We start from the raw sequence: 24,232 nt of genomic DNA, 5'->3' as shown, positions 1-24,232 counted from the left end.
TTTTAAGGGCAATGAATCTATAATAATTCATTGTCCTTAATTATTTTATTTAATCTTTACCTATTATCTTTCACATATGCTAAAATTGTAGTATAGAATAATAAATTAAGGATGATTAAAATATGGCAAAAATAAAAACCAAATATGTATGTCAATCCTGTGGATATGAAACAGCTAAGTGGCTTGGAAAATGTCCAGAGTGTACAAAGTGGAATACATTTGTAGAAGAAGTAGATCAAAAAAGCACAAAAAAAGAGGTCTTTATAATAGATAAATCTTCATCTAAACCAGTTAGCATAACTTCAATAGAGAGCAAAGAAGAAGAAAGATTTACAACAGATATAAAAGAATTAGATAGAGTACTTGGGGGAGGTATAGTTAAAGGTTCCCTAGTACTTGTTGGTGGAGACCCTGGTATAGGTAAATCCACACTTTTAATTCAAGTTTCTAGTAATGTAGCTAATTTAGGAAAGACTGTTTTATATATAACTGGAGAAGAATCAGAATCACAGATAAAAATGAGAGCAAAAAGATTAGGTATTAATTCAGAAAATTTATATATATTTGCTGAAAATAATTTAAGTATAATTGAATCTTATTTAGAAAGTGTAAATCCAGAATTAATAATTCTAGACTCAATTCAAACTGTCTTTAGTCCAGAAATATCTTCAGCACCAGGAACTGTCAGCCAAATTAAAGAAGGTACTTCAAAATTCATGAAGATTTCTAAAAAAATGGGGATTTCAACATTCATAGTTGGTCATGTAACCAAAGAAGGTTCACTAGCAGGACCAAAATTATTAGAGCATATGGTTGATACTGTTTTATATTTTGAAGGTGAAAGATATAATACATATAGATTAGTAAGGGCTGTTAAAAATAGATTTGGTTCAACAAATGAACTTGGGGTATTTGAAATGAGAGACTTGGGATTAGTAGAGCTTGATAACCCGTCTAAGATTTTGATATCTGAAAAACCAAAAGATGTGGCAGGCTCAGTCATAATATCTACTGTAGAAGGTACAAGACCAATGTTACTTGAATTACAAGCATTAGTTTCACCTACAAGTTTTGGGATAGCGAGAAGAACATCTACAGGAGTAGATTATAATAGAGTTGGTATGTTATTAGCAGTCTTAGAAAAACGTGTTGGTCTGCAAATACAAAACCAAGATGTATATATAAATATAGTTGGAGGTATAAAGATAAATGAACCTTCGATTGACTTAGGAATAGCTATTTCTGTAGCATCTAGTTTTAGAAATATACCTATAGATGAAGATATAGCTGTTACAGGAGAGGTAGGACTTACAGGAGAAGTTAGATCAGTAAGTTTTATAGAAAAAAGAATTGCTGAGTGCAAAAAACTTGGATTTAAAAAGATAGTAGTTCCTAGAAGTAATTATGAGGTTGTAAAAGATACTAAAGGTATAGAAATATGGCCAGTAGATAACTTAAGACAAGCTATAAATATAGTACTTGGGAGGAATCAATAAATATGGAGAATTTTTTGGATAATAAAAATATGCTGCATGCATTAAAAATGATATCTCCTGGAACCCCTCTTAGATTAGGCCTAAATAATGTACTAAGGGCTAAGACTGGCGGTTTAATTGTAATTGCAACAAATGAAGATGTAATGAAAATAGTAGATGGAGGATTTGCTATAAATGCAGAGTATTCACCATCATATCTATATGAATTAGCCAAAATGGATGGAGCGATAGTTTTAAGTGGTGATGTAAAGAAAATATTATTTGCTAATGCACAACTTATACCAGATTACTTTATAGAAACATCAGAGACTGGAACTAGACATAGGACGGCAGAAAGAGTAGCAAAACAAACTGGTGCTATAGTTATAGGAATTTCACAAAGAAGAAATGTTATAACAGTTTATAGAGGAAATGAGAAGTATGTGGTCGAAGATATATCTAAGATATTTACTAAAGCAAATCAAGCAATACAAACTTTAGAAAAATATAAAACAGTATTAGACCAAGCTATAACTAATTTAAATGCTTTAGAGTTTAATGATTTGGTAACTATTTATGATGTAGCATTAGTCATGCAGAAAATGGAAATGGTAATGAGAGTTACAAGTATAATTGAAAAATATGTGATAGAACTGGGGGATGAAGGAACTTTAGTAAGCATGCAATTAGAGGAATTAATGGGTACAACTAGAATAGATCAGAAATTAATATTCAAAGATTATAACAAAGAAAATACTGAAATAAAAGAACTTATGAAAAAAGTTGAAAATTTAAATTCAGAAGAACTAATAGAATTATTTAATATGGCAAAACTATTAGGGTATAGTGGATTTTCAGAAAGTATGGATATGCCTATCAAAACAAGAGGCTATAGAATTCTTAGCAAAATACACAGACTACCAACAGCAATAATAGAAAACTTAGTAAATTATTTTGAAAACTTCCAAGAAATATTGGATGCGTCTATTGAAGAGTTAGATGAAGTTGAAGGAATAGGTGAAATAAGAGCAACATATATAAAAAATGGACTTATAAAAATGAAACAATTAGTATTATTAGATAGACACATATAATGAATTTTAAGTGAATTTTACTACTTTTTTCTTGAATATAATATACACTTTGGTCTATAATAGATAAGTATAACTAGGGGGTGAAGCATTGATAAGGAAAGTAACAAGGATATTGTTTATTTTACTTGGATTTACGATAGGTATAACGACCTATTTAACATTGATGAGAGATTTTGAAATATTAACATTTGGAAAAGAAACTTATGGCTATATAGCTGCTGTAGTAGCAGGTATAGTAATAGCTATTTTAGGATATCTTATAGAGCCATGGGTTGTGAATAGAACAAAAGAAATTGCTAAAGTAGTGGATAAAGAACTATCAAAATATCCTCAAACAGATATATTATTAGGGTCTATGGGTCTTATAGTAGGATTTGTAATTGCATATTTGTTAAGTGGATTAGTAAATAGAATACCAATAGTAGGTGGAATATTATCATTACTATTATATTTATTCCTAGGATATCTTGGAATGAAAGTTGCGCTTAAAAGTAAAAATGATTTATTTAATATTGGAAAATTAGGAAGATTGGCAAATCCTATTAAAGATAAGGATAAAGACAAAGATAATAAAAAAGAAGTAAAGGCAATACCTCCAAAAGTATTAGATACAAGCGTAATAATTGATGGAAGGATAGCTGATATTTGTAAAACAGGATTTATAGAAGGAAAACTTATTATCCCTGCTTTTGTTTTGGAAGAGCTAAGACATATTGCAGATTCTTCAGATGATTTGAAAAGAGTAAGAGGTAGAAGAGGTCTGGATATATTAAATATAATTCAGAAAGAATTAAATATAGAGGTTGAAATAAGTGAAAGAGACTTTGATGAGATAGCAGAAGTTGATAGTAAATTATTAAAACTTGCCCAAGTATTAAATGGAAAAGTTGTTACTAATGATTATAACTTAAATAAAGTTGCTCAATTTCAAGGTGTTGAAGTATTAAATATAAATGAGTTGGCTAATGCTATAAAACCAGTTGCAATACCAGGTGAAGATATGGTTGTCCAAGTGGTTAAAGAAGGAAAAGAAGCTCAACAGGGTGTTGCATATCTAGATGATGGAACTATGATAGTTGTTGATGGAGGAAGAAAACATATGAATGAGACTATAAAAGTTTTAGTAACTTCTGTTCTTCAAACTCCTGCTGGTAGAATGATATTTGCAAAACCTAAAAATTGATATATTCAAATAAACCTAAAATTTGGGCTGTTTATTGTAAATAGATGGTCCAAATTTATTTATTTATAACGACAATGTTTAATGTATTCTTAAGTGTGAGGATTTAAATCAGAAAGCAGGGAGAATTTATGAGAAAAAAGATTATATCTTTCTTAGCAACATTTATCATAATATTAACATCGATGAGTCAGTATAGCTTTGCAGATGATATACCAACGCATGGAAAAGTAATATTTATAGATATGAATAGAACTAGTATGAACAATATGTTAAGAATAAAATCATTGAGAGAAGAGCTAGAAGATAGAGGATATATTGGCTTGATGAACATAAGAGGCGATAAAGGTAGTGATGATAGAAGGTCATATGCCAGTATGGGTGCTGGTGGAAGAGCCAATGTAGCTAATGAAGAAGATATTAATTTTGAAAGCTCAAGTAAAGATAGAAATATAGTTTTTGAATCAGTTACAGGTAAAAAAGCAAAAGGTATAAATGATTTGACTATAAATATGTCAATAAATGAGAATCTGAACTTTGGAGAATATGGTTCTACATTAGGTTCATTAGGTCAAAGCTTATCTGAAAATGAATTGAAAACGTCCGTATTAGGAAATTCAGATATAGTTGAAAATGGTCAACTTATAAAAAGTAGAAACTTATGCCTAACAGCTATGGATGAGTATGGTAGAATTCCTTATGGAAATGTAGATAATATCAATAAAAAAGATTTATCTATGCCTTATGGAATATCAACTGATTATACTAAGCTTGTTGCTGAAACTAAAGAAGCTTATAAAAATAGTGATGTAGTTTTTGTAGAGCTTGGAGATACATATAGGTTAGATTCATATAAACCAAACTTGAATGAAAAAACATATAAAAACATGAAAGACAAGATAGAAAAAAATATAGATGAATATTTAAAAAGTATATTTTCTATGGTTGGAGCAAATGATACTGTTTATATAGCTAGTGCATTTCCAAGTGATTTAGATTATAAAAATAAAAGAAGACTTTCTCCAATAATAAAGTTAAGTGGAGATGGAAAAGGATTATTGTCATCTTCAACTACTAGAAGAGAGGGTATTGTAACTAACTTAGATGTAGGAGTAGATATACTAGATAATTTTGATTTGAAAAATCCAAATATGGTTGGAAGAAAGTATGAACTTATCAATAGAGATGATAATAAAGAATATTTAATGGATGAATATCAAAAGATAGTATCTATTTCAAGTATAAGGTCTGTGATATTAAATGGTTTCGTAAATGTAGTTTTTTTGTCGTGGATAGTTGCTATGATTGCAATTTTATTTAGAAAACATATATCAAAAAAACACAAAGAAACAACATACTTTATACTAAAAGAACTTTTGAAAATAGGAATAGTAATGCCTCTATCATTTATGATAACCCCAATAATGAATTTTAAAACACCAGTAGCAATTTCCTTAGGCATAATTATAATAACACTTACTATATATCTAATAAGTAAAGTTTTAATAAAAAATGACCTAAAAAATATTCTATTCTTTACAGGATTAACTATATTGATTATGGTTATAGATTCTGCACTCGGTGCATATCTAATGAAAAGTAATGTAATGAGCTATGATTGTATAATTGGAGCTAGATATTATGGTGTAGGAAATGAATATCAAGGTGTGGCAATAGGTAGTGCAATTTTTACATTTGCAATTTTATTGACATATAAAAAGATACCAAAATGGTCTGTAATAGTCTTTTCTTTAGCTATTTTAATTACTAGCGCATCTCCAATTATGGGAGCAAATGTAGGAAGTGCTATTTCTGAATGTGTAGCATTTTTACTATTTATATTATTGATATATGATGTAAAGATAGATTTTAAAAAAGTTATATTGTTAGGCATAGCAGTACTACTTGTTTTAGGAGTTTTTGTAACAATAGATATAGTTTCAGGAAGCAACTCACATTTAGGGATGTTTGTAAAAGATATTTACTTTAATGGTCCAGGAGAAATAATACAAACATTTAGTAGAAAGATAGAAATGAATTTAAAATTAGCTCAGACCAGTGCATGGGTAAATATATTATTAACTGGAATAGGAGTAATTTTAGTACTTATGCTTACTCAAATTAGATATTTCAAAAAATTAATTAACGAATATCCAATTGTATTTAAAGGGTTTATAGCATCAGTAGTAGGATGCTTTATTACTCTTTTAGTAAATGATTCTGGTATAGTTTCGTCAGCTACAGCTTTTATATATGTAATTGTACCTATGATTATATTAAGTATAAATATGACAGTATTAAAAGAATAAATTATAGATATTGCTATATAAAGATTAAAATATTAATTTAAATTGATTTTTATATAATATAACTAAAGAGAGTGTCTCAAAATAATTTTTTAAGATTATAGATGAGACACTCTTTTTTATGTAAATACAATATATACTTACTAATAAAAAATAAATAAAAAATACCCATTGCTACTGACACTGTGTCATGTTGTAATCTCTATTTAGAGAGGTGAATGATGATGGAAATATTAAACTATACAAATCAAAGTATAATTACTAATCCTGCAAGATTTGAAAAGGAATATAAGAATCTTCCTAATACTCCAACTGAATTATTAGAAATTGTTCAAAAGTTAATTATTCATGGAGAACATGGAAATCTATATGGAGTATCATTTAGTAAGCAACAATCAGAAGAGGAATTACTACGTACAGTTTTTCAAATGTTAGAGAAGATTATGAGGATAAATTCTCAATCATTAACTATACCTAGAGAGCCAAAGCAACGACTTGTGGGTATGTGTAGAGATTATTCTTTACTACTTGTTTCTTTTCTTAGGTATAAAGGTTACGAAGCCAGAATGAGAGCAGGGTTTGCTAACTACTTTCAAAGTGAGATTCCTTATGAGGATCATTGGATTGTTGAATACTACAATAAAATACAAAAAAGATGGATAAAAATTGATGCTCAGATTGATGAGATTCAGAAGAAACACTTCCAACTTAACTTTGATACTCATGATATTAGTAAAGAAAATGGATTTTTAACAGGAGCAGAAGCTTGGATAAGTTGCCGACAAGGTACTACTCATCAAGATGATTTTGGATACAACAAAAACTGGAAAGGGTGGCACTCAGTAAAAGGAAATCTTATACATGATTTTAATAATGTCATTGGATTGGAGTTACTTCCTTGGGATTTATGGACAGAATTGAGTACAAAAAAATACAGTCAACTAACTAGAGAAGAAAAAAATTTATTGGATGAAATAGCCGAAATACTATCCGATAAAGATATGAAGATAAGTGACATAAATGAGCTGATTTCTAAATTACCAGAAGAATACATTGCATCTATTTTTTCTCAACTTAAATTATTAGGTTCTTTAGAATCAAAACAATTTAGCAATCCCACAGAATTAGAGGAAAAGTTTAAACTTGCTAAGACTTCGAAAATACCTAGTAAATACATACCTTCTTCTAACAAAGATACAATTTATTTAAAAGGAGGGAGACAAAATAATTTAAATGATATAGAAGTGAGTATTCCCAAAAATAAGTTTACAGTAATTACAGGGGTAAGTGGCAGTGGGAAATCATCCTTAGCTTTTGATACAATTTATGAAGAAGGAAAAAGACGTTATTTTGAGAATCTAAGCAATGCTGCAAAGTTACAAGAACAAATTCAAAAGCCTGAGTTTGATTTGCTTCAAGGATTAACACCTACAATTGCGATTGAGCAGAAAAAAGGAAGTCAGAATCCACGTTCTACAGTAGGAACTCTTACTGGTATTTGGGATTATTTACGAATGCTATTTGTTTCAATTGGGAGAAGCTATTGCCCATACTGTAAAGTTCCTTTAAAGAAAAAGAACAAAACAAAGAATTATTGCCCGCATTGTGAAACTCTTTTTTCAAAAATAAATACTTCAACATTCAATGCTAATTCCCATACAGGAGCATGTCATACGTGTAATGGTCTAGGCATTATTTATGAAGTTAACCCTCAATTAATCGTAAAAAATCCGAATATTTCCATATTAGATGGAGCCACTTATTACTGGGGAAAATTAAGAGGTAAAAAGTTAACAGGAAACTGGATGGTAGGCGAATTATTTGCAATTGCAGAATATCAAAATATTGATTTATCTACACCTTGGAACTTACTTCCCAAGGAATTTATTGATGCTATTTTATATGGTACTGGAAATAAAATATATGAATTTAGCTATGAATCAAAAGGTAGATTAGCAAAAATCAAAAGACCTGCTTCTGGAGCTGTTAATCATATCCAACGACTTTTTAGAGAGTCTAGTACAAATAACAATGCTTCACAACAATACATGGATGAGGTACCATGTCATACATGTAATGGTGAACTACTTAGCACAGAAGCAAGGTTTACCACAATTCAAGGTTACAGATTTCCTGAACTAACTAAGCTGACAATAGAACAATTATGGGATTGGTTATCTGAATTACCAAACTACCTTCAACAAAATGAAATAAAGATTGTACAAGATATACTAATAGAACTAGAAATTCGAGTTAGTTATTTACTAAAAGTTGGGCTACACTACTTGACTACTGAAAGAACAGCACCAACATTATCAGGTGGAGAATTACAACGTGTTCGTTTATCTAGCCAATTAGGTAGTGAATTAATTGGATTAACCTATATTTTAGATGAACCTTCTATTGGATTACACCCTAGAGATCATCATTTAATGATTCAGATGATGAAAGAACTAAGAGATAAGGGCAACACTGTTATTGTCGTAGAACATGACAAGGATACCATGCTAGAGGCAGATTATATTATTGATGTAGGGCCTGGTGCAGGTACAAATGGAGGAAAAATAATTGCGAAAGGAACTGTTCAACAAATCATAGAAAATCCAAACTCTATTACAGGTCAGTATCTTCAACTAACAGAGAAAAAAGGTACACTAACTAAACAAGCACCTAAAAAATGGCTAAGCTTAAAAGGATGTAATGCTAATAATTTAAAAAATATTGATGTAGAAATTCCGCTGAACTGTATGTGTTGTATTACAGGTGTGAGTGGTTCTGGAAAAAGTTCACTTATTTTTCATAGTTTAATACCAGCATTAGAAGAAAAAATAAATGAGAAGATTAATCGTAATAAAAAATATGGTGAACTAACTGGAACAGAGCAGATTGATGGCTTCATAACTATGGACCAAACACCTGTAGGAAAATCAAATCGCTCTACTCCAGCCACTTATATTAATATTTTTGATGATATTCGTTATATATTTGCTCAAACACCAGAAGCCAAGATGAGATTATTTGATGATAGTTATTTTAGTTTTAACAGCAAAAACGGTCAATGCTCCAATTGTCAAGGATTAGGAAAAACAAAAATCACTTTACAATATATGGCTGATAGTTGGGTAACTTGTTCTGAATGTGGTGGGAAACGATATAAAAAAGAAATTTTATCAATTTTATACAAAGAAAAATCTATTGCAGATATTCTTTCCATGGAAGTACAAGAAGCAAAAGAGTTTTTTAAAGACAATTCTGAAGTATTTAGGAAATTATCTATATTAGAGGATGTTGGGCTAGGTTATTTAAAATTAGGACAAAGTACTTTGGGTCTGAGTGGTGGAGAATCTCAAAGAATGAAGTTAGCCAAAGAATTGGGAGCAAAAACGAAAAAGCGAATGCTATATATCCTAGATGAACCTACTACAGGTCTTCATTTTCAAGATATTGAAAATTTACTAATTACATTTAAAAAATTAGTAGAGGAACAACACTCTTTGTTGGTTATTGAACATAATACTGAAATCATGAATGCATCTGATTGGATAATTGATGTAGGCCCTAATAGTGGTGCTCAAGGAGGAGAAATCATTGCTTTTGGAACACCTAATGATATAAAAAATAACCATGATAGCATAACTGGAAGATTTTTATAGGAGGAGAAATATATGAGAAAAGAAAAAAGTTGGCAAATGAAATTGACTGCTTACATGCTTAGTCAAACAATCTCCATGCTAGGCTCCTCTATTGTATCTTTGGCAATGATATGGCATGTCACTCTTCAAACAAACTCAGGAATTAGTATTGCGGGAATCACAATAACTACATTTCTCCCGCAAGCACTCGTTATGCTAGCAGGAGGCATAATTGCAGACCGTTTCTCCATGAAAAAGATTATTATTTTGTCTGATATTTTTATTGCAGTAGCTACACTCTGTTTAGCAATTTTATACTTTTTAGGTTATCAGTCTATTTTATGGATTTACATTTTTAATACTTTAAGGTCTTTGGGGACTGGAATTCAATTACCTGCTTCAAAAAGTATCCTTCCATTATTTATTCCAGAAGAGGAATTATTGCGAGCAAATAGCTATTCAACAACTATTTGGAGTATAATACAACTTATCTCTCCTGGTTTAGGAGGATTGGCATTAACTATGTTACCATTAGGAGAAGTTTTTCTTATTGATGTTGTGACTGCACTTATTGGTGTTGGTTTATTGTCAACCATTTCAATACAAGAAACAGATAAAAATATAGCAGAAAATAGTATAAGAGAAATGAAAAAAGGATTTCAATATCTGTCTCGCTCAAGAACATTGAAAAGTATATTAATACTATATACAGTTTTTCAATTTCTAGTTGTTCCTGCTTCTCAACTAACTCCTCTTCTAGCTTCGAATAATTTGGGAGAAAAAGTGTGGATATTAAGTGGAATCGAAATTGCTTTTTCAGTAGGAGCACTGGTATCAAGTCTAGTAATGGGTTATAAAAAGATTCAAATTTCCCATTTTAAGCTAATTGGTTGTTCTGCTCTTTTATTTGGCTTGATGATGATTTTAGTAGTAATTAGTAAACAAGTTCATCTGTTTATGGCGAGTATGCTTGTTATGGGTATAGGAAGCCCTCTCTATTATACGCCACTCATTACAATTATCCAGAAAGAAACACAATTAGAATATATGGGACGTATTTTCTCCTATGTAGACTTATTGGGAACTTTGGCTACACCATGTGGTATGCTTATATTTGGTCCATTAAGTTCTATAAATTTGAGCAGTGCTTTTATCATACCTGGATTATTTCTGGCATTTTTAGGTGGAAGCATACTAATACAAAAGAAAACAATTCTATCCAATAAATCAGATAGAATCGATTAAAACTAGAGGAATTTGAATTTCAGTTAAGTATTCTTGTGGGTTATCTGTATGTCTATAATCAACAATGGTAATTTGGCGTGAATAATCACCAATTGAATATTCATTGTGTTCAATTAGCCATTGCACAAAGGAGGAATAAGCAACCTCAAGATTAGAGTAAGGGCCATAAACCATCATTGAAGCCATGACCTCAACAGATTCCAACATTCTAAAACAAATATTACCAGAAGAAGTTCCAAGTTTTTTTACAATGAAAGTAACTTCAATGTCAACTCTATCATCTGCATGTTCAGTATCATGATAAATAGCTATATTATTGTATCTAGTCTGGTCAATAGTAATATTATTCTGTATGACAAAATCAGTTAGCTCTTTCCAAAGGAGTTCTTCCTCAAAAGGGCTGTTCATCTTTCTTCTCAATGAAATGATAGGAATTTCTTCTACTTTTTTTAAAGATATATTGTAATGTTTTTCAATTTCATTTTTTTGAATATGCTCAATTGCCTCTTTTAGTTTGTTGGCACGAAGTTTTTCTTCTTCTATGTATTCATAGGTTGCATTTAATTTTTTTGACATTTTATCTAAAAGATACTGCTGATTCCAATGGTCAACTATATCTTTTATTTCTACGATACTAAAATTTAAGTCTCTTAACATTATAATTTTTTGAAGCAAAGGGACTTGATTAGTTGAATACAATCGGTGACCTGTATAGGAGTCAATGTATTCAGGTTTTAAAATTCCTTTCTTATCATAATATCTCAACATTCGTACTGAGACTTTTGTTAATTTTGAAAAATCACCTATTTTCATTTGTTTCACCTCCATAAATTTAGTATATAAGATTAATTTTGATACTTCAATATTTAATATAAACAAGAAATAAAAAATAATTTTATTAATGTTTATAAAATTATGAGTTATGATATAGATTTATATTAAAAACTAATTTTTCAAATAAAGTCAATATGACTTATAAAATATGGTATATTCATGTACATTCTTACTACTAATAAAATATTCTTATAAAAAGGTGAATCTTGTATATCAGGATTCACCTTTTTATATAGGAGAATCTATATTTTATTGTAAAACAGTATATTTTTTGTTATACAAAAAAAACAGTTGACATTTTATAGATACCACTTTTATAATGTTATTGAAATTAAGTAAAAACATTGAACAAATGTAAAAATAATTAAAAAATCTTGATTTTGGAGGAAGGGAAATGAAAAAAATTGGAGACTTAAGGTTAATGATGAAATGCTGTTCACTTTATTACGAAGATAATTTGAATCAACAAGAAATAGCAAATCAATTGGGAATATCAAGACCAACAATATCAAGAATATTAAAAGAAGCTTTTGAGCAAGGAATAGTAAAAATACAAATAGTCGATGTTTTAAAAAATGACTATCAAAAAATAGAAAGAAGTTTAGAAAGAAAATATAAATTAAAAGAAGTCATAGTAGTAGATGATAAACAAGATTCATTAACACAAAAACAAGAACTGGCAAGAGCTGTGTCTGAATATCTTACTAGAGTAGTAAAAGAAAATGATATAATTGGGGTTTCCATAGGAACAACTCTAAAAGAAATTCCTAGATATGTAGAAAAAAATAACTGTAAAAATGTTACATTTATACCTTTATTAGGTGGGATTGGAGATAATGAAATAGATATACATGCAAATCAAATAGCTGTAAGTTTAGCAAGAGCTTTTGGAGGAGATTTTAAGTTATTACATGCTCCTGCTGTGATGTCTGATTTATCTACAAAAGAAAAACTTTGTAAAGATGAAAAAATTAAAGAAGTACTAGATTTAATAGATAAAACGACTATTGCAATTGTAGGTATAGGAAATCCCATGAGTTTAAACTCAACAATAATGGCTTCAGGATATATGCATGAAGAAGATATAGACGATTTAAAAAAGTATAACTCAATAGGCGCAATTTGTTTGCAAGCTTTTGATAAGGAAGGAAAAACTTCAATACTTGAATTTAATCAAAGAGTATTAGGGGTAAAACTAAATGATTTGAAAAAGGTAAAAAGAACAATAGGCGTTGCTTCAGGAGATGAAAAAATAGAAGCGATAAAAGCATCATTAAAAGCCAAATTTATAAATAGTTTAGCAATTAATCACAGTTTAGCACTTAAATTATTGGAAGATTGTGACTAATAAAAAGATAGATAAAAATTAATAGGAGGGAATTTATATGACAGTATCAAAAGAAACATTGCTTGAAATGTATAAGAGAATGAATCAAGCTAGAAAGTTTGAAGAGAAAGTTAGTTGGTTTTTTGCAAGAGGTATGGTACATGGAACAACTCATTTATCAGTAGGTCAAGAAGCTTCAAGTGTAGCCGCGGTAATGGCATTAGAAAAAGGCGATTTGGTTTCATTAACTCATAGAGGACATAGCCAATTTATAGGAATGGGAATAGATTTAAATAAAATGATGGCTGAACTTATGGGAAAAGAGACTGGATTTTGCAAAGGAAAAGGAGGCTCAATGCATATAGCAGATATTGAGTCAGGTAACTTAGGGGCAAATGGGGTTGTAGGTGGGGGTCTTACTATAGCTCCTGGAGCTGCACTTACACAACAATATAAAAAGACAGGAAAAATAGTTTTATGCAGTTTTGGTGATGGTGCATCAAATGAAGGTACATTTCATGAAGGAATAAACTTGTCATCAATATGGAAATTACCAATAATATTTTATTGTGAAAACAACCTATATGGTATGTCAACAAGTATAAAACGTCATATGAATATAGATAGTGTTGCTACAAGAGCAGCATCTTATGGCATAGAAGGAATATCAATAGATGGATATAATCCAATAGAAGTATATGAAACAGTACAAAAAGCTGCTGAAAAATGTAGAAGAGGAGAAGGGCCTGTATTAATTGAAAGTAGGACTTATAGATGGTTAGGTCATTCAAAATCAGATGCAAATGTATATAGAACGAAAGAAGAGATAGAATCGTGGAAGGCAAAAGACCCTATAAAATTTTTAAGAAATTATCTTATAGAAAATAATATGGCAAATGAAAATGAATTAGATACAATTGACGATTTTGCGAAACAATCAATAGAAGACGCAGTAGAATTTGCTCAAAATAGCCCAAATCCAAAAATAGAATCTTTATTAGAAGATGTATATGCAGACTAAAAATAGTAAAGGAGGAAAATAAAAATGAGTACAAGAGAATTAACATATGCACAAGCAATAAAAGAAGCAATGTCAGAAGAAATGAGAAGAGATGAAAATGTAGTATTTATGGGAGAAGATATAGGAATATATGGAGGCGCATTTGGTGTATCAGTGGGAATGATAGATGAATTTGGCCCAGAAAGAGTAAGAGACACACCTATATCAGAAGCAGCTATAGCAGGTGCAGCAGCAGGTGCAGCTGCAACTGGGTTAAGACCTATTATGGAAGTAATGTTTATGGATTTTGTTACAATATCTATGGATGCAATTGTAAATCAAGCAGCAAAAATGAGATATATGTTTGGGGGCAAAGCTCAAGTTCCAATGGTTGTTAGATGTCCTGGAGGTTCTGGAACTGGTTCAGCAGAACAACATTCACAAAGTTTAGAAGCATGGTTTTGTCATGTACCAGGAGTAAAAGTGGTTGCACCTTCAACACCAGCAGATGCTAAGGGATTATTAAAAGCAGCTATAAGAGACAATAATCCAGTAATATTTGTTGAAAACAAATTGTTATATAGAAAAAAAGGAATTGTCCCAGAGGGAGATTATGTAATTGATATTGGAAAGGCAGATATTAAAAAAGAAGGTTCTGATGTTACAGTAATCACTTATGGAAGGATGTTACAAAGTGTTGAAGAAGCTGTAGAAAACTTATCAAAAGAAAATATAGATGTAGAAATTATAGATTTAAGAACCTTATATCCATTAGATAAAGAGACCATCGTAAAGAGCGTATGTAAAACTGGTAGAGTTTTAATTTGCCATGAAGCAGCTAAGACTGGTGGTCTAGGTGGAGAAATATCAGCATTAATAACAGAAAGTGAATCATTTGATTATTTAGATGCACCAGTAAAAAGAATATGTGGAAAAGATGTTCCAATACCATATAATCCAGAGCTAGAAAAAGCAGTAGTCCCAAGAATTGATGAAATAGAAGATGCAATAAAATCTTTAATTGTTAGATAAGGAGGGATAGAAATGGTGGCAAATAAAGTAAAAGCCACACCAGCAGCCAGAAATCAAGCAAGAAAAGACAACATAGAGTTAGATAGGCTGATTGGAAGTGGAGAAAATGGAAGAATACATCTAGTAGATGTGTTAAATTATCTAAAAAATAATAAAGTAAAAGCAACTCCTTTAGCAAAAAGAATAGCAGAGGATTTAAATATAGATTTAGAAAATGTTGTAGGTACTGGATACAATAGAAAAATAAAAAAATCAGATATAGAAAAGATAAATACCCAAGAGAATGTTGTATCAAGTGATGTATCTAAACATAATGATACAAAAGAAACAAAATCAAAATATGAAAATTTAAGTACATTTAATACTGTAGAAGGAGAGTTTGAAAAGCCAAATTCAATGAGAGCAACTGTAGCAAAACGAATGTCAGAAAGCTACTTCAGCGCTCCTGTATTTACATTCAATATAGAAGTAGATGCTACAGAGCTTAAAGCACTTAGAGCAAAATTAATAGATACAGTAAAAGAATCAACTGGAGTAAAATTAACAATGACAGATTTAATAGTAATGGCTGTATCTAGAGTACTTCCAAAACATCAAGCATTAAATTCAGCATGGACGGATAGTGGAATATTTAGATATAAAGATATAAATATAGCTATTGCTGTTGGACTAGATGAAGGTTTATATGTCCCAGTAGTAAAAAATGTAAATAAAAAATCGTTAAAAGAAATAGCCAAAGAAAGCAAAGAACTTGCTGAAAAAGTAAAAACAGGAAAGCTTTTACCAGCAGACCAAGAAGGAAATACATTTACTATAAGCAATGTTGGAATGTATGGTATAACAACATTTACGCCTATAATAAATATGCCTTCAAGTGCGATACTTGGTGTGGGAGCAACTCAAGATAAGTTTGTTCCAGTAAATGGAGAGGCTAAAATAAAACCTATAATGAATTTATCATTAACATCAGACCACAGAATAATAGATGGTACAGTAGCGGCGAAATTCTTAAAGGATTTAAAGGAATTATTAGAAAATCCATTATCAATGCTCGTATAGGTTTTGATATTTTATTCTTTATGTAATAGATAGAATAGACTGTAAGTATGTAATTTTAATAGATTTAAAATTATTATGTGTAATGTTATTTGTAAAAAATATATGTATGAGTATAAGATGGTTAACTAAAATATATAAAAAATAAATAGGAGGATAGCCTATGTCAGTAGAAGTCATAATGCCAAAAGCTGGAGTAGCTATGGAAGAAGGTACTATAGTATCTTGGCTAAAACAAGAAGGCGAAGAAGTAAAAATTGGAGAACCTATATTAGAGATAACAACAGATAAAGTTAACATGGAAATAGAATCAGAAGGAGAAGGTATACTTGCTGCAATTATACATAAAGAAGAAGGTGAAGTATTACCAGTATTTACAGTAATAGGTGTAATTGCAGAAAAGGGAGAAAAGCAAGAAGAAGTAAAGGCAAAATACTTATCTGGAAACGTATCAAAAGAGGATTTAACTGTTGAAACAGAAAAAACAGAAAAAATAGAAATAAAAGAAGAAAAAATAATCAAAAAAGAGAGTAATCATGATTACGATGTGGTAGTAATAGGTGGAGGACCTGGAGGATATTTATCAGCACTAAAAGCATCTATGTTAGGTGGAAAAGTTGCATTAGTAGAAGAGGATACATTAGGAGGAACTTGCCTAAATAGAGGTTGCATTCCTACAAAAACTTATGTGAAAACAGTAGAAATATTAGAAGAAATTGAACAATTATCAAAGAGAGGTGTAAAAGTATCTGTTGATAAGGAACAAGATATAAAAAAGGCTATAAAGTATAAAAATAGAGTAGTTAAAAAACTTACAGCTGGTGTTGGTGGATTGTTAAAAAGCAGAGGAGTAGATGTCTTTAATCTTAAAGCTACTGTTAAAGAAGCGCATAAAGTAATATTATCAGATGGAAAAGTCTTAGATACAGAAAATACAATAATTGCCACTGGTTCTAAGGTGAGAATCTTACCAATAAAAGGAATAGAATCAAAATTAATAATAACTAGTACAGAAGCTTTAGATTTAGACATAGTACCAGAAGAGCTAGTAATAATTGGTGGTGGAGTAATAGGTTGTGAATTTGCAGAGATATTCAACTCAAGAGGTTCTAAAGTAACTATAATAGAAATGGAAGATAGAATAATTCCAAGAATGGACAAAGAATTGGGTCAGTCTTTAAGAGATTCACTTAAGAAAAAGGGAATAAATATATTAACTGAAAAGAAAGTTTCTGAATTTAAAGAAGAAGGAAATAAAATAATAGTATGTATTGAAGGAGAAGAGCCAATAAAGGCAGATTTAGGTCTATATGCTATAGGAAGACAAGCTAATCTATCTGGTATAGAAGACTTAGATGTTAAAGTAGATAAAGGTTCAATAGTTGTAAATAGTAAAATGGAAACAAGTATACCAAGTATATATGCAGTAGGTGATGTTACTGGAGGTATAATGCTAGCCCATGCAGCTTTTAAAATGGGAGAGGTAGCAGCTTCAAATGCTTTAGGTATGGATGAAGAAGTAGATTTAAGTGCATTGCCTAGTTGTGTCTATACAGTTCCAGAGGTTGCATCAGTTGGACTTACAGAGGAAGATGCTAAACAAAAAAATAATATAAAAATCGGCAAATTTAATTTTGCTGGAAATGGAAGAGCTTTAGCTTCTGGGCAAGAGCAAGGATATGTAAAAGTAATATCAGATGCTAAATATGGAGAAATTTTAGGTGTACATATGTTTGGATGTGGTGTAGCAGAACTTATAAATCATGCAGCATCATTTAAGGCATTAGAAATACCTGCTGATGAAGCTAGTGATTTGATTTTTGGCCATCCATGTACTTCAGAAGCTCTGATGGAAGCTTTAGCAGATGTAAATGGTGAATGCTTACATTTACCAAAAAAATAAGCTATTAACCTAAGTTTATATAGTATGTAAAATCTTGAAACACTCAATTAGCCATACCCCTTTTTGTATAAATGTATGTATTTATACAAAAAGGGGTATTTTTTTGGAAAAATATAACATAATATTATTTGTAGTTTTTGTTGTACAAGAAAGATAGTAATATAGAATAATGGTGTCACTTTAGATTTATTACATAAAGATTTAAGAGAAAAGATTTTTTTGTTTTTTAAGAGAGTATTATTTGTAAAAAATAAAAAAAATTTTCTTAATATTTAAATAAAAGAATAGCTTGATTTAAACGTTATAAGTTTATGAAGTAAAAATTGGCACAAAAAAAACACTATGTGGCATGTAAGTTGCTTATATAAATAGTAAGGAGGGACAATTACAAATGAGGCAAAGAATAAAAAACTTAATTGAAAATGAAGATAAGAAAAATCCTTTAACAGATGAAGCAATTTCAAGTATGTTAAATATTCGAAGAGAAGATGTTACCTTTTTAAGAAATGAATTAAAAATAGAAGATTCTAGACAAAGAAGAAAGGTTGTTTTGATTAAAGCTATAAAAGATATTGTAAAAGAAGAAAAAAATATAAATAAAAATGATATAACAAGAAGATTAAATAGTATTGGATTTACTGTATCAAGATTTACAGTTATACAGTATTTAAAAGAAATTCAAGGTTCTGGTGATTTAAAACATGATAAAGAAAATGATGATAAAAAAGAGGAACTAAATACTAAAGAAGAAAAAATAGATGTGGCCTTTGATAAATTAATAGGAAGTACTGGAAGTTTAAGTACAATCATCAAATTAGCTAAGGCTGCTATACTTTATCCTCCTCATGGATTGCATACTATTATTATGGGGCCAACTGGTGTTGGAAAAAGTGAGTTAGCAGAGTGCATGTATAACTTTGCAGTAGAATCATCTAGATTTCCTAAAAATGCACCATTTGTAGTCTTCAATGCAGCAGACTACTCAGAAAATCCACAACTTTTGTTATCTCAATTATTTGGTCATGTTAAGGGTGCTTTTACAGGAGCTGATGAGACTAAAGAAGGGTTAGTATCAAAAGCAGATGGTGGTATATTGTTTATAGATGAAATACATAGATTGCCTTATGAAGGTCAAGAAATACTATTTCAATTGATTGATAAGGGAATGGTTAGAAAATTAGGAGAAACAAAACTTACAAATAAAATTAATGTAATGCTTATTTCTGCAACTTCTGAGCCAATAGATTCTCATTTACTTAATACTTTTAAAAGACGTATACCTGTGACAATTGAAATACCAGAATTAGTTGCAAGGCCATTAAATGAAAGGTTTGACATTATAAACAATTTTTTCTTGATAGAAGCTCAAAGAATGGGGTCAAACATACACATAAAATCAGATGTATTAAAAGCCCTTATGCTTTACGACTGTATAGGAAATGTAGGTCAGCTTAGAAGTGATATTCAAGTAGCTTGTGCTAGAGGACTATTAAATCAACTTACAAATAAACAAAAAGAAGTAACTATAAATATATCAGATGTACCTGGGTATGTGAAACAAGGTCTAATAAGGATAAGAAATTGTAGAGGAAAGATAGAAAACTATGTAGATGGAGATTTAATTATAGATTCAGACCTTCAAGTTGAGATAGAAAAGAAAAATGAAGATATATATACTTTCCCAGATGAAATATACAAACTTACTGAAAGAAGACACATTGATTTATTAGAACAAGGTTTAGACTTTGATGTTATCAACAGGATTGTTGGAGGAGAATTAGAAAGCTGTATTCAGAAGTATATAAAACAAGTTAAAAAAGTTTCTATTACTGAGAATTTACCTGATATAAGTCCGATTGTTGGAAAATACATTGTAGAGTTAACTTGTGAAGTAATCAAAATAGCATCACAGTATCTTAATTCATTAGAACCAAATCTACACTTATGTCTAGCAGTTCATTTAAAAGCAGCTTTTGAAAGATTGAAAGAAGGAAAAGTAATATCAAATGCTCATTTGAAAGAGATAATAGGAAATTATCCATTAGAGTATTCTGTAGCAGAAAAGGTAGCACAACATCTAAAGGAAAGATATAATATAAGTTTGCCAAAAGAAGAAATAGGTATAATAGCAATATATTTTAAAATGAGTAGTAGAAGAGAAATTTCTGAACAAAAAAAGATAGGTGTACTTCTAATGGCTCATGGAAGAGTTGCATCATCTGTGTGTGAGGTTACCAATAAGTTATTAGGCATTAATCACGCAAGGTACTTGGATATGCCATTTGAGAAAAAGCCAGAAGAAATGATTGAAGAAGCTACTACTGTAATAAAAGATATTGATGAAGGAAGAGGAGTAATTATATTAGTTGATATGGGCTCACTTTCATACTTTGGAGATATTATCTCTGGAAAAACAGGGATTGATATAAGAACAATATCTAGATTTGACACATTACTCTGTATAGAAGTAATACGAAGAGCAGTTCTACCAGATTTAACAATAGATGAGATAGTTGATGAAGTTAAAAATATAGAACCATTAGTAAAAGATAAAGTTAGTAAAGAGAACAATTCAAAAGTAGACAATAGAAAGCCTATAATTGTAACACTATGTATTACTGGATTAGGAGGAGCTTGTAAGATAAAGCAAAGTTTAGAGGAAGGTATTAAAGGGATAAATGAAAAGGTTGATATAGAGACTATTGGTATGATTGAATATCCAAGTCTTGATTTAGAGATAAAACAAATAAGTAATGAAAAAAATGTAATCGCAATAGTTGGAACAATTGACCCTCAGATACCAAACATCCCATTTTTTAGCCTAGTAGACATTAATGATAAAACAAAATTAAATCAAATAAATAATTTAATTGATACAAATCAAATCACCAAAACAAATAAAAAATATGAATTATCTGATTTAATCCAAAAAGAAGACATATTTGTGGATTTAGAAATTAAATCAAAAGAAGAAGTTCTTAAATATATGAGCAAAAAACTTAAAGAAAAAGGCTATGTAACAAAAAATTTCTATAAAAAAGTAGTGGAAAGAGATAACTTATTTCCAACTGAGTTGTCAGACGGAATAGCAATACCTCATACAGATGGAATTGATGTAATCAGACCAGCAATAAGCATAGCTATCTTAAAAAATCCTATTGTATGGAGTAAAAACAAAGTAAAAATAATACTTCTACTAGCTGTAGACCAGAAATGTTTTAATCCATTGAATACTCTACTTACATTTATAGAAACAGATGAATTTAAAAAAATTAAAAACATTAAAGATAGAGATTTTATTAGGGAGATGATATTAGATGGAGTCAATGCAAATAATCAGTAGCAATTTAATTTTTAAAGATATTGAAGTATCAAGTAATGAAGATGCTTTGAAGTTTTTGGGACAACGTTTATTTAACGAGCAATATGTAAAGGAAGGTTATACAGAAGCAGTCATAGCAAGAGAGAAAAAATATGCTACAGGACTGCCAACAGGAGTCTATGGAGTAGCAATACCACATACAGATATAGTCCATGTAAATGAACCAGGGATAGCTATTGGTATATTAAATGAACCTGTAAAATTCATAATGATGGGTACAGATGATACTGAAATTGATGTAAAGGTTATATTTATGCTGGCAGTTAAAGAACCACAAGAGCAATTACAACTATTAGAAAGACTTATGACCATATTCCAAGATGAAAATATGTTAAATAATATTATTGATTTAAGTGAAGAAAGTGTAAGTGATTTATTAAATTCTAAACTGAATAATTAAATATACACAAATGGTATTAAAAATATAAAAAGTTATCAAAGATTTCTAATTACAGATATCTTTAAAAATAAAATAATTTTAATGGGGGTGAATAATGTGGCTAAAAAAATATTAGTTGCATGTGGAACAGGAGTATGTACTTCAACAATTGCTATAAACAAATTAAAGAAGGCATTAGAAGAAGCTAAGAAATTAGATATGGTTAGTATTACTCAATGTAAAGTAGTAGAAGTTGCTTCAAAAGCACCAGATTATGATTTAATAATCTGTACTACACAGATATCTAGTAGTATAAAAACACCTGTAATAAATGGGTTGCCTTTTTTAACTGGAGTAGGAATGGATAAATTAATCAAAGAAGTGCTTGAAAAATTAGAGTTATAATTTGAACTTTTAAATGAAATAGTCTCTAAAATTTTGCGGTTTTAGAGACTGAAAATTAAATAAAGGAGGAAATTTAGATGGCGATATTAAATTTCATTGTTGGTTTGGGTGCACAAGTAATGATGCCAATAATAATATGTATTTTTGGTTTGATATTAGGTATAAAGCTTGGAAAATCTTTAAGAGCTGGTTTAACAGTAGGGGTTGGATTTATAGGTCTTAATACTATTATAGCTTTGTTAACAGATAACTTAGGTCCAGCTACACAACAAATGGTCAAAAATTTAGGATTAAGCTTATCAATAATAGATGTTGGGTGGCCAGCAGCATCAGCTATAGCTTTTGCATCAACAGTGGGTGCTTTAATTATTCCAATAGGACTTGTAGTAAATATAGTTATGTTAATTACTAATACAACTCAAACTGTCGATGTAGATATATGGGATTACTGGCATTTTGCATTTACAGGAGCTTTAGTGGCAGGAGCTACACAAAGTGTTATGTGGGGAATATTTGCAGCAGTAGCAAATATGGTAATTGTTTTAGTAATGGCAGATTTAACAGCTCCAGGTATAGAAGAATACTTAGGAATGCCAGGTATATCTCTTCCTCATGGATTTACACAAGCATTTGTTCCAATTGCTATAGTTGTAAATAAAGTACTAGATTTGATTCCAGGGATAAATAAAATTGAAATAAATGCTGACACATTACAGAAAAAATTTGGTCTATTTGGAGAACCTTTAATAATGGGGTCTTTAATAGGGATAATAATTGGTATTGCAGCGAAGTATGACATAAAAGGTATATTGCAGTTAGGGATAACTATGGGAGCTGTTTTAATACTGATTCCAAAGATGGCAGCTTTATTAATGGAAGGTTTGTTGCCAGTTTCAGAGGCAGCACAAGAATTTATTGAAAAGAGATTTAAAAATAGAGGTAAGATATACATAGGTTTAGATTCAGCAGTAGGAATAGGACATCCTGTTACACTGTCAGTTGCATTAGTGCTAGTGCCTCTAACTATAGTTATAGCAGCTATCTTACCAGGTAATAAAGTTTTACCATTTGCAGATTTAGCTGTAATACCATTTGCACTTGTTTTAATTGTTCCAATTACAAAAGGAAATGTATTTAGAACTCTAATAATAGGGATAGTTATTATTACTTCTGGATTATTAATTGCAACTGATTTAGCACCTCTATTTACTCAAATGGCTTTAAATGCAAGTTTTAAAATGCCTGAAGGAGCAACTATGATTTCAAGTATTTGTGATGGTGCAAATCCATTAAGTTGGGTATTTGTAAAAATTATGAATTACAAAGTAATTGGAGGAATAATTTTTGGAGTTATAGCTTTAGGAATGGCCATCTATAATAGAAAAAGAATAATAAAGGAAAATAAAGCACTATCTATACAAGATGAAGCTTAAATGTAGTTTTATTAAAGAGTGTATAAATTATGAAGAAATATATATATGATTTTAGAAGATATATAGTTAGTGTAACAATACCAGGGATTTTTATGATTTTAATATTGATTTATGCACTATTTAACAATTACATGAATCTTAGTATAAATATATATAGTTTGATGATAGTTATTTGTACTTATGGAGTATTTAATACTTTTGTATCTTCAAGTAATCCTAAGATAATTACTATAGACAATAAATATGTATGTTTTAGTTCATTTAATACTACACATAAGTATGAAATTAAAGAGATAAAAAAAATAAGAATAAGAGAATTTCATGACAAAAAAATGTATCTAAAAATTAATGAGGGCAGTTTTCTTAAGGGTAGATATTGGATAAAAACAAATATGTTTAATGACAGCATAGAATTATACAATTATTTTATTGAATTAGAAGAATGTTTGTACCCAGAATCATTAAAATTTAGAAATAAAAGATTAAAAAGCAATGAACTATAAAAAAAGAAAATTTCAAATCAAAATAAGCTTGTGTTCAGTATAAAGA

Annotated in this window: 17 protein-coding genes; 16 read left to right on the top strand and 1 reads right to left on the bottom strand. The window is 29.8% G+C overall.

Annotated elements, in window-relative coordinates; translation table 11 throughout:
* Positions 1-122: 122 nt before the first annotated feature.
* From radA to KGF50_RS08260, 6 genes are all read left to right on the top strand, one after another.
* Positions 123-1,496, top strand: coding sequence for a DNA repair protein RadA (gene radA, locus KGF50_RS08285; RefSeq protein ID WP_227847630.1), 1,374 nt, complete (start codon positions 123-125; stop codon positions 1,494-1,496).
* Between the two features lie 2 nt (positions 1,497-1,498).
* Positions 1,499-2,569: a DNA integrity scanning diadenylate cyclase DisA gene (disA, locus tag KGF50_RS08280; RefSeq protein WP_227847629.1), complete on the top strand. Its 1,071-nt coding sequence runs from the start codon at positions 1,499-1,501 to the stop codon at positions 2,567-2,569.
* Between the two features lie 88 nt (positions 2,570-2,657).
* Positions 2,658-3,752, top strand: a complete 1,095-nt coding sequence (locus KGF50_RS08275; protein ID WP_227847628.1) for a PIN/TRAM domain-containing protein — start codon at positions 2,658-2,660, stop codon at positions 3,750-3,752.
* A gap of 128 nt (positions 3,753-3,880) precedes the next feature.
* Complete coding sequence (locus tag KGF50_RS08270; RefSeq protein ID WP_227847627.1) at positions 3,881-6,058, top strand: hypothetical protein; 2,178 nt, start codon at positions 3,881-3,883, stop codon at positions 6,056-6,058.
* A 221-nt stretch (positions 6,059-6,279) separates the two neighbouring features.
* Positions 6,280-9,708, top strand: coding sequence for an excinuclease ABC subunit UvrA (gene uvrA / locus KGF50_RS08265; protein WP_227847626.1), 3,429 nt, complete (start codon positions 6,280-6,282; stop codon positions 9,706-9,708).
* Positions 9,709-9,720: 12 nt separating this feature from the next.
* The gene (locus KGF50_RS08260; protein WP_227847625.1) at positions 9,721-10,932 is read left to right on the top strand and encodes an MFS transporter; all 1,212 of its coding nucleotides are present in this window, start codon (positions 9,721-9,723) and stop codon (positions 10,930-10,932) included.
* On the opposite strand, the gene KGF50_RS08255 is transcribed toward KGF50_RS08260, so the two are convergent.
* Positions 10,915-11,745: a MerR family transcriptional regulator gene (locus tag KGF50_RS08255; protein WP_227847624.1), complete on the bottom strand. Its 831-nt coding sequence runs from the start codon at positions 11,743-11,745 to the stop codon at positions 10,915-10,917. The two genes, KGF50_RS08260 and KGF50_RS08255, sit on opposite strands and share 18 nt — an antisense overlap.
* A gap of 415 nt (positions 11,746-12,160) precedes the next feature.
* Here KGF50_RS08255 and KGF50_RS08250 point away from each other — a divergent pair, with 415 nt between their 5' ends.
* The 10 genes from KGF50_RS08250 (at position 12,161) to KGF50_RS08205 (ending at position 24,186) form a co-directional block, all read left to right on the top strand.
* Positions 12,161-13,114, top strand: a complete 954-nt coding sequence (locus tag KGF50_RS08250) for a sugar-binding transcriptional regulator (protein WP_227847623.1) — start codon at positions 12,161-12,163, stop codon at positions 13,112-13,114.
* Positions 13,115-13,151: 37 nt separating this feature from the next.
* A complete protein-coding gene (locus KGF50_RS08245; RefSeq protein ID WP_227847622.1) occupies positions 13,152-14,114 on the top strand; it encodes a thiamine pyrophosphate-dependent dehydrogenase E1 component subunit alpha in 963 nt (320 codons plus the stop codon).
* A gap of 24 nt (positions 14,115-14,138) precedes the next feature.
* The gene (locus KGF50_RS08240) at positions 14,139-15,125 is read left to right on the top strand and encodes an alpha-ketoacid dehydrogenase subunit beta (RefSeq protein ID WP_227847621.1); all 987 of its coding nucleotides are present in this window, start codon (positions 14,139-14,141) and stop codon (positions 15,123-15,125) included.
* Between the two features lie 12 nt (positions 15,126-15,137).
* Positions 15,138-16,184 (top strand): 2-oxo acid dehydrogenase subunit E2, encoded by a 1,047-nt coding sequence (locus tag KGF50_RS08235; RefSeq protein WP_227847620.1) that lies wholly within the window; start codon positions 15,138-15,140, stop codon positions 16,182-16,184.
* 160 nt (positions 16,185-16,344) lie between these two features.
* Positions 16,345-18,084, top strand: a complete 1,740-nt coding sequence (lpdA, locus tag KGF50_RS08230; RefSeq protein ID WP_227847619.1) for a dihydrolipoyl dehydrogenase — start codon at positions 16,345-16,347, stop codon at positions 18,082-18,084.
* Between the two features lie 391 nt (positions 18,085-18,475).
* Positions 18,476-21,427 (top strand): sigma 54-interacting transcriptional regulator, encoded by a 2,952-nt coding sequence (locus tag KGF50_RS08225; protein WP_227847618.1) that lies wholly within the window; start codon positions 18,476-18,478, stop codon positions 21,425-21,427.
* Positions 21,402-21,866 carry a PTS sugar transporter subunit IIA gene (locus tag KGF50_RS08220; RefSeq protein WP_227847617.1) on the top strand — a complete coding sequence of 155 codons (465 nt, stop codon included), beginning with the start codon at positions 21,402-21,404 and terminating at the stop codon, positions 21,864-21,866. The genes KGF50_RS08225 and KGF50_RS08220 overlap by 26 nt, the downstream gene beginning before the upstream one ends.
* A gap of 81 nt (positions 21,867-21,947) precedes the next feature.
* A complete protein-coding gene (locus KGF50_RS08215) occupies positions 21,948-22,250 on the top strand; it encodes a PTS sugar transporter subunit IIB (protein WP_255654814.1) in 303 nt (100 codons plus the stop codon).
* Between the two features lie 77 nt (positions 22,251-22,327).
* Positions 22,328-23,683, top strand: a complete 1,356-nt coding sequence (locus KGF50_RS08210; protein WP_227847615.1) for a PTS transporter subunit IIC — start codon at positions 22,328-22,330, stop codon at positions 23,681-23,683.
* A gap of 29 nt (positions 23,684-23,712) precedes the next feature.
* Positions 23,713-24,186, top strand: a complete 474-nt coding sequence (locus tag KGF50_RS08205) for a hypothetical protein (protein WP_227847614.1) — start codon at positions 23,713-23,715, stop codon at positions 24,184-24,186.
* Positions 24,187-24,232: the final 46 nt, after the last annotated feature.

The sequence above is a fragment of the Clostridioides sp. ZZV15-6598 genome, from assembly GCF_020657705.1.
GTDB classification, from domain to species: domain Bacteria; phylum Bacillota; class Clostridia; order Peptostreptococcales; family Peptostreptococcaceae; genus Clostridioides; species Clostridioides difficile_F.
The sequence above is the reverse complement of the archived record's forward strand: the minus strand, read 5'-3'. Positions and strand labels throughout refer to the sequence as shown.

Coding starts and splice junctions, on each gene's coding strand:
- radA (WP_227847630.1), top strand. CDS start 123: ATGGCAAAAATAAAAACCAAATATGTATGTCAATCCTGTGGATATGAA.
- disA (WP_227847629.1), top strand. CDS start 1,499: ATGGAGAATTTTTTGGATAATAAAAATATGCTGCATGCATTAAAAATG.
- KGF50_RS08270 (WP_227847627.1), top strand. CDS start 3,881: ATGAGAAAAAAGATTATATCTTTCTTAGCAACATTTATCATAATATTA.
- uvrA (WP_227847626.1), top strand. CDS start 6,280: ATGGAAATATTAAACTATACAAATCAAAGTATAATTACTAATCCTGCA.
- KGF50_RS08260 (WP_227847625.1), top strand. CDS start 9,721: ATGAGAAAAGAAAAAAGTTGGCAAATGAAATTGACTGCTTACATGCTT.
- KGF50_RS08255 (WP_227847624.1), bottom strand. CDS start 11,745: ATGAAAATAGGTGATTTTTCAAAATTAACAAAAGTCTCAGTACGAATG.
- KGF50_RS08250 (WP_227847623.1), top strand. CDS start 12,161: ATGAAAAAAATTGGAGACTTAAGGTTAATGATGAAATGCTGTTCACTT.
- KGF50_RS08245 (WP_227847622.1), top strand. CDS start 13,152: ATGACAGTATCAAAAGAAACATTGCTTGAAATGTATAAGAGAATGAAT.
- KGF50_RS08240 (WP_227847621.1), top strand. CDS start 14,139: ATGAGTACAAGAGAATTAACATATGCACAAGCAATAAAAGAAGCAATG.
- KGF50_RS08235 (WP_227847620.1), top strand. CDS start 15,138: ATGGTGGCAAATAAAGTAAAAGCCACACCAGCAGCCAGAAATCAAGCA.
- lpdA (WP_227847619.1), top strand. CDS start 16,345: ATGTCAGTAGAAGTCATAATGCCAAAAGCTGGAGTAGCTATGGAAGAA.
- KGF50_RS08225 (WP_227847618.1), top strand. CDS start 18,476: ATGAGGCAAAGAATAAAAAACTTAATTGAAAATGAAGATAAGAAAAAT.
- KGF50_RS08220 (WP_227847617.1), top strand. CDS start 21,402: ATGGAGTCAATGCAAATAATCAGTAGCAATTTAATTTTTAAAGATATT.
- KGF50_RS08215 (WP_255654814.1), top strand. CDS start 21,948: ATGGGGGTGAATAATGTGGCTAAAAAAATATTAGTTGCATGTGGAACA.
- KGF50_RS08210 (WP_227847615.1), top strand. CDS start 22,328: ATGGCGATATTAAATTTCATTGTTGGTTTGGGTGCACAAGTAATGATG.
- KGF50_RS08205 (WP_227847614.1), top strand. CDS start 23,713: ATGAAGAAATATATATATGATTTTAGAAGATATATAGTTAGTGTAACA.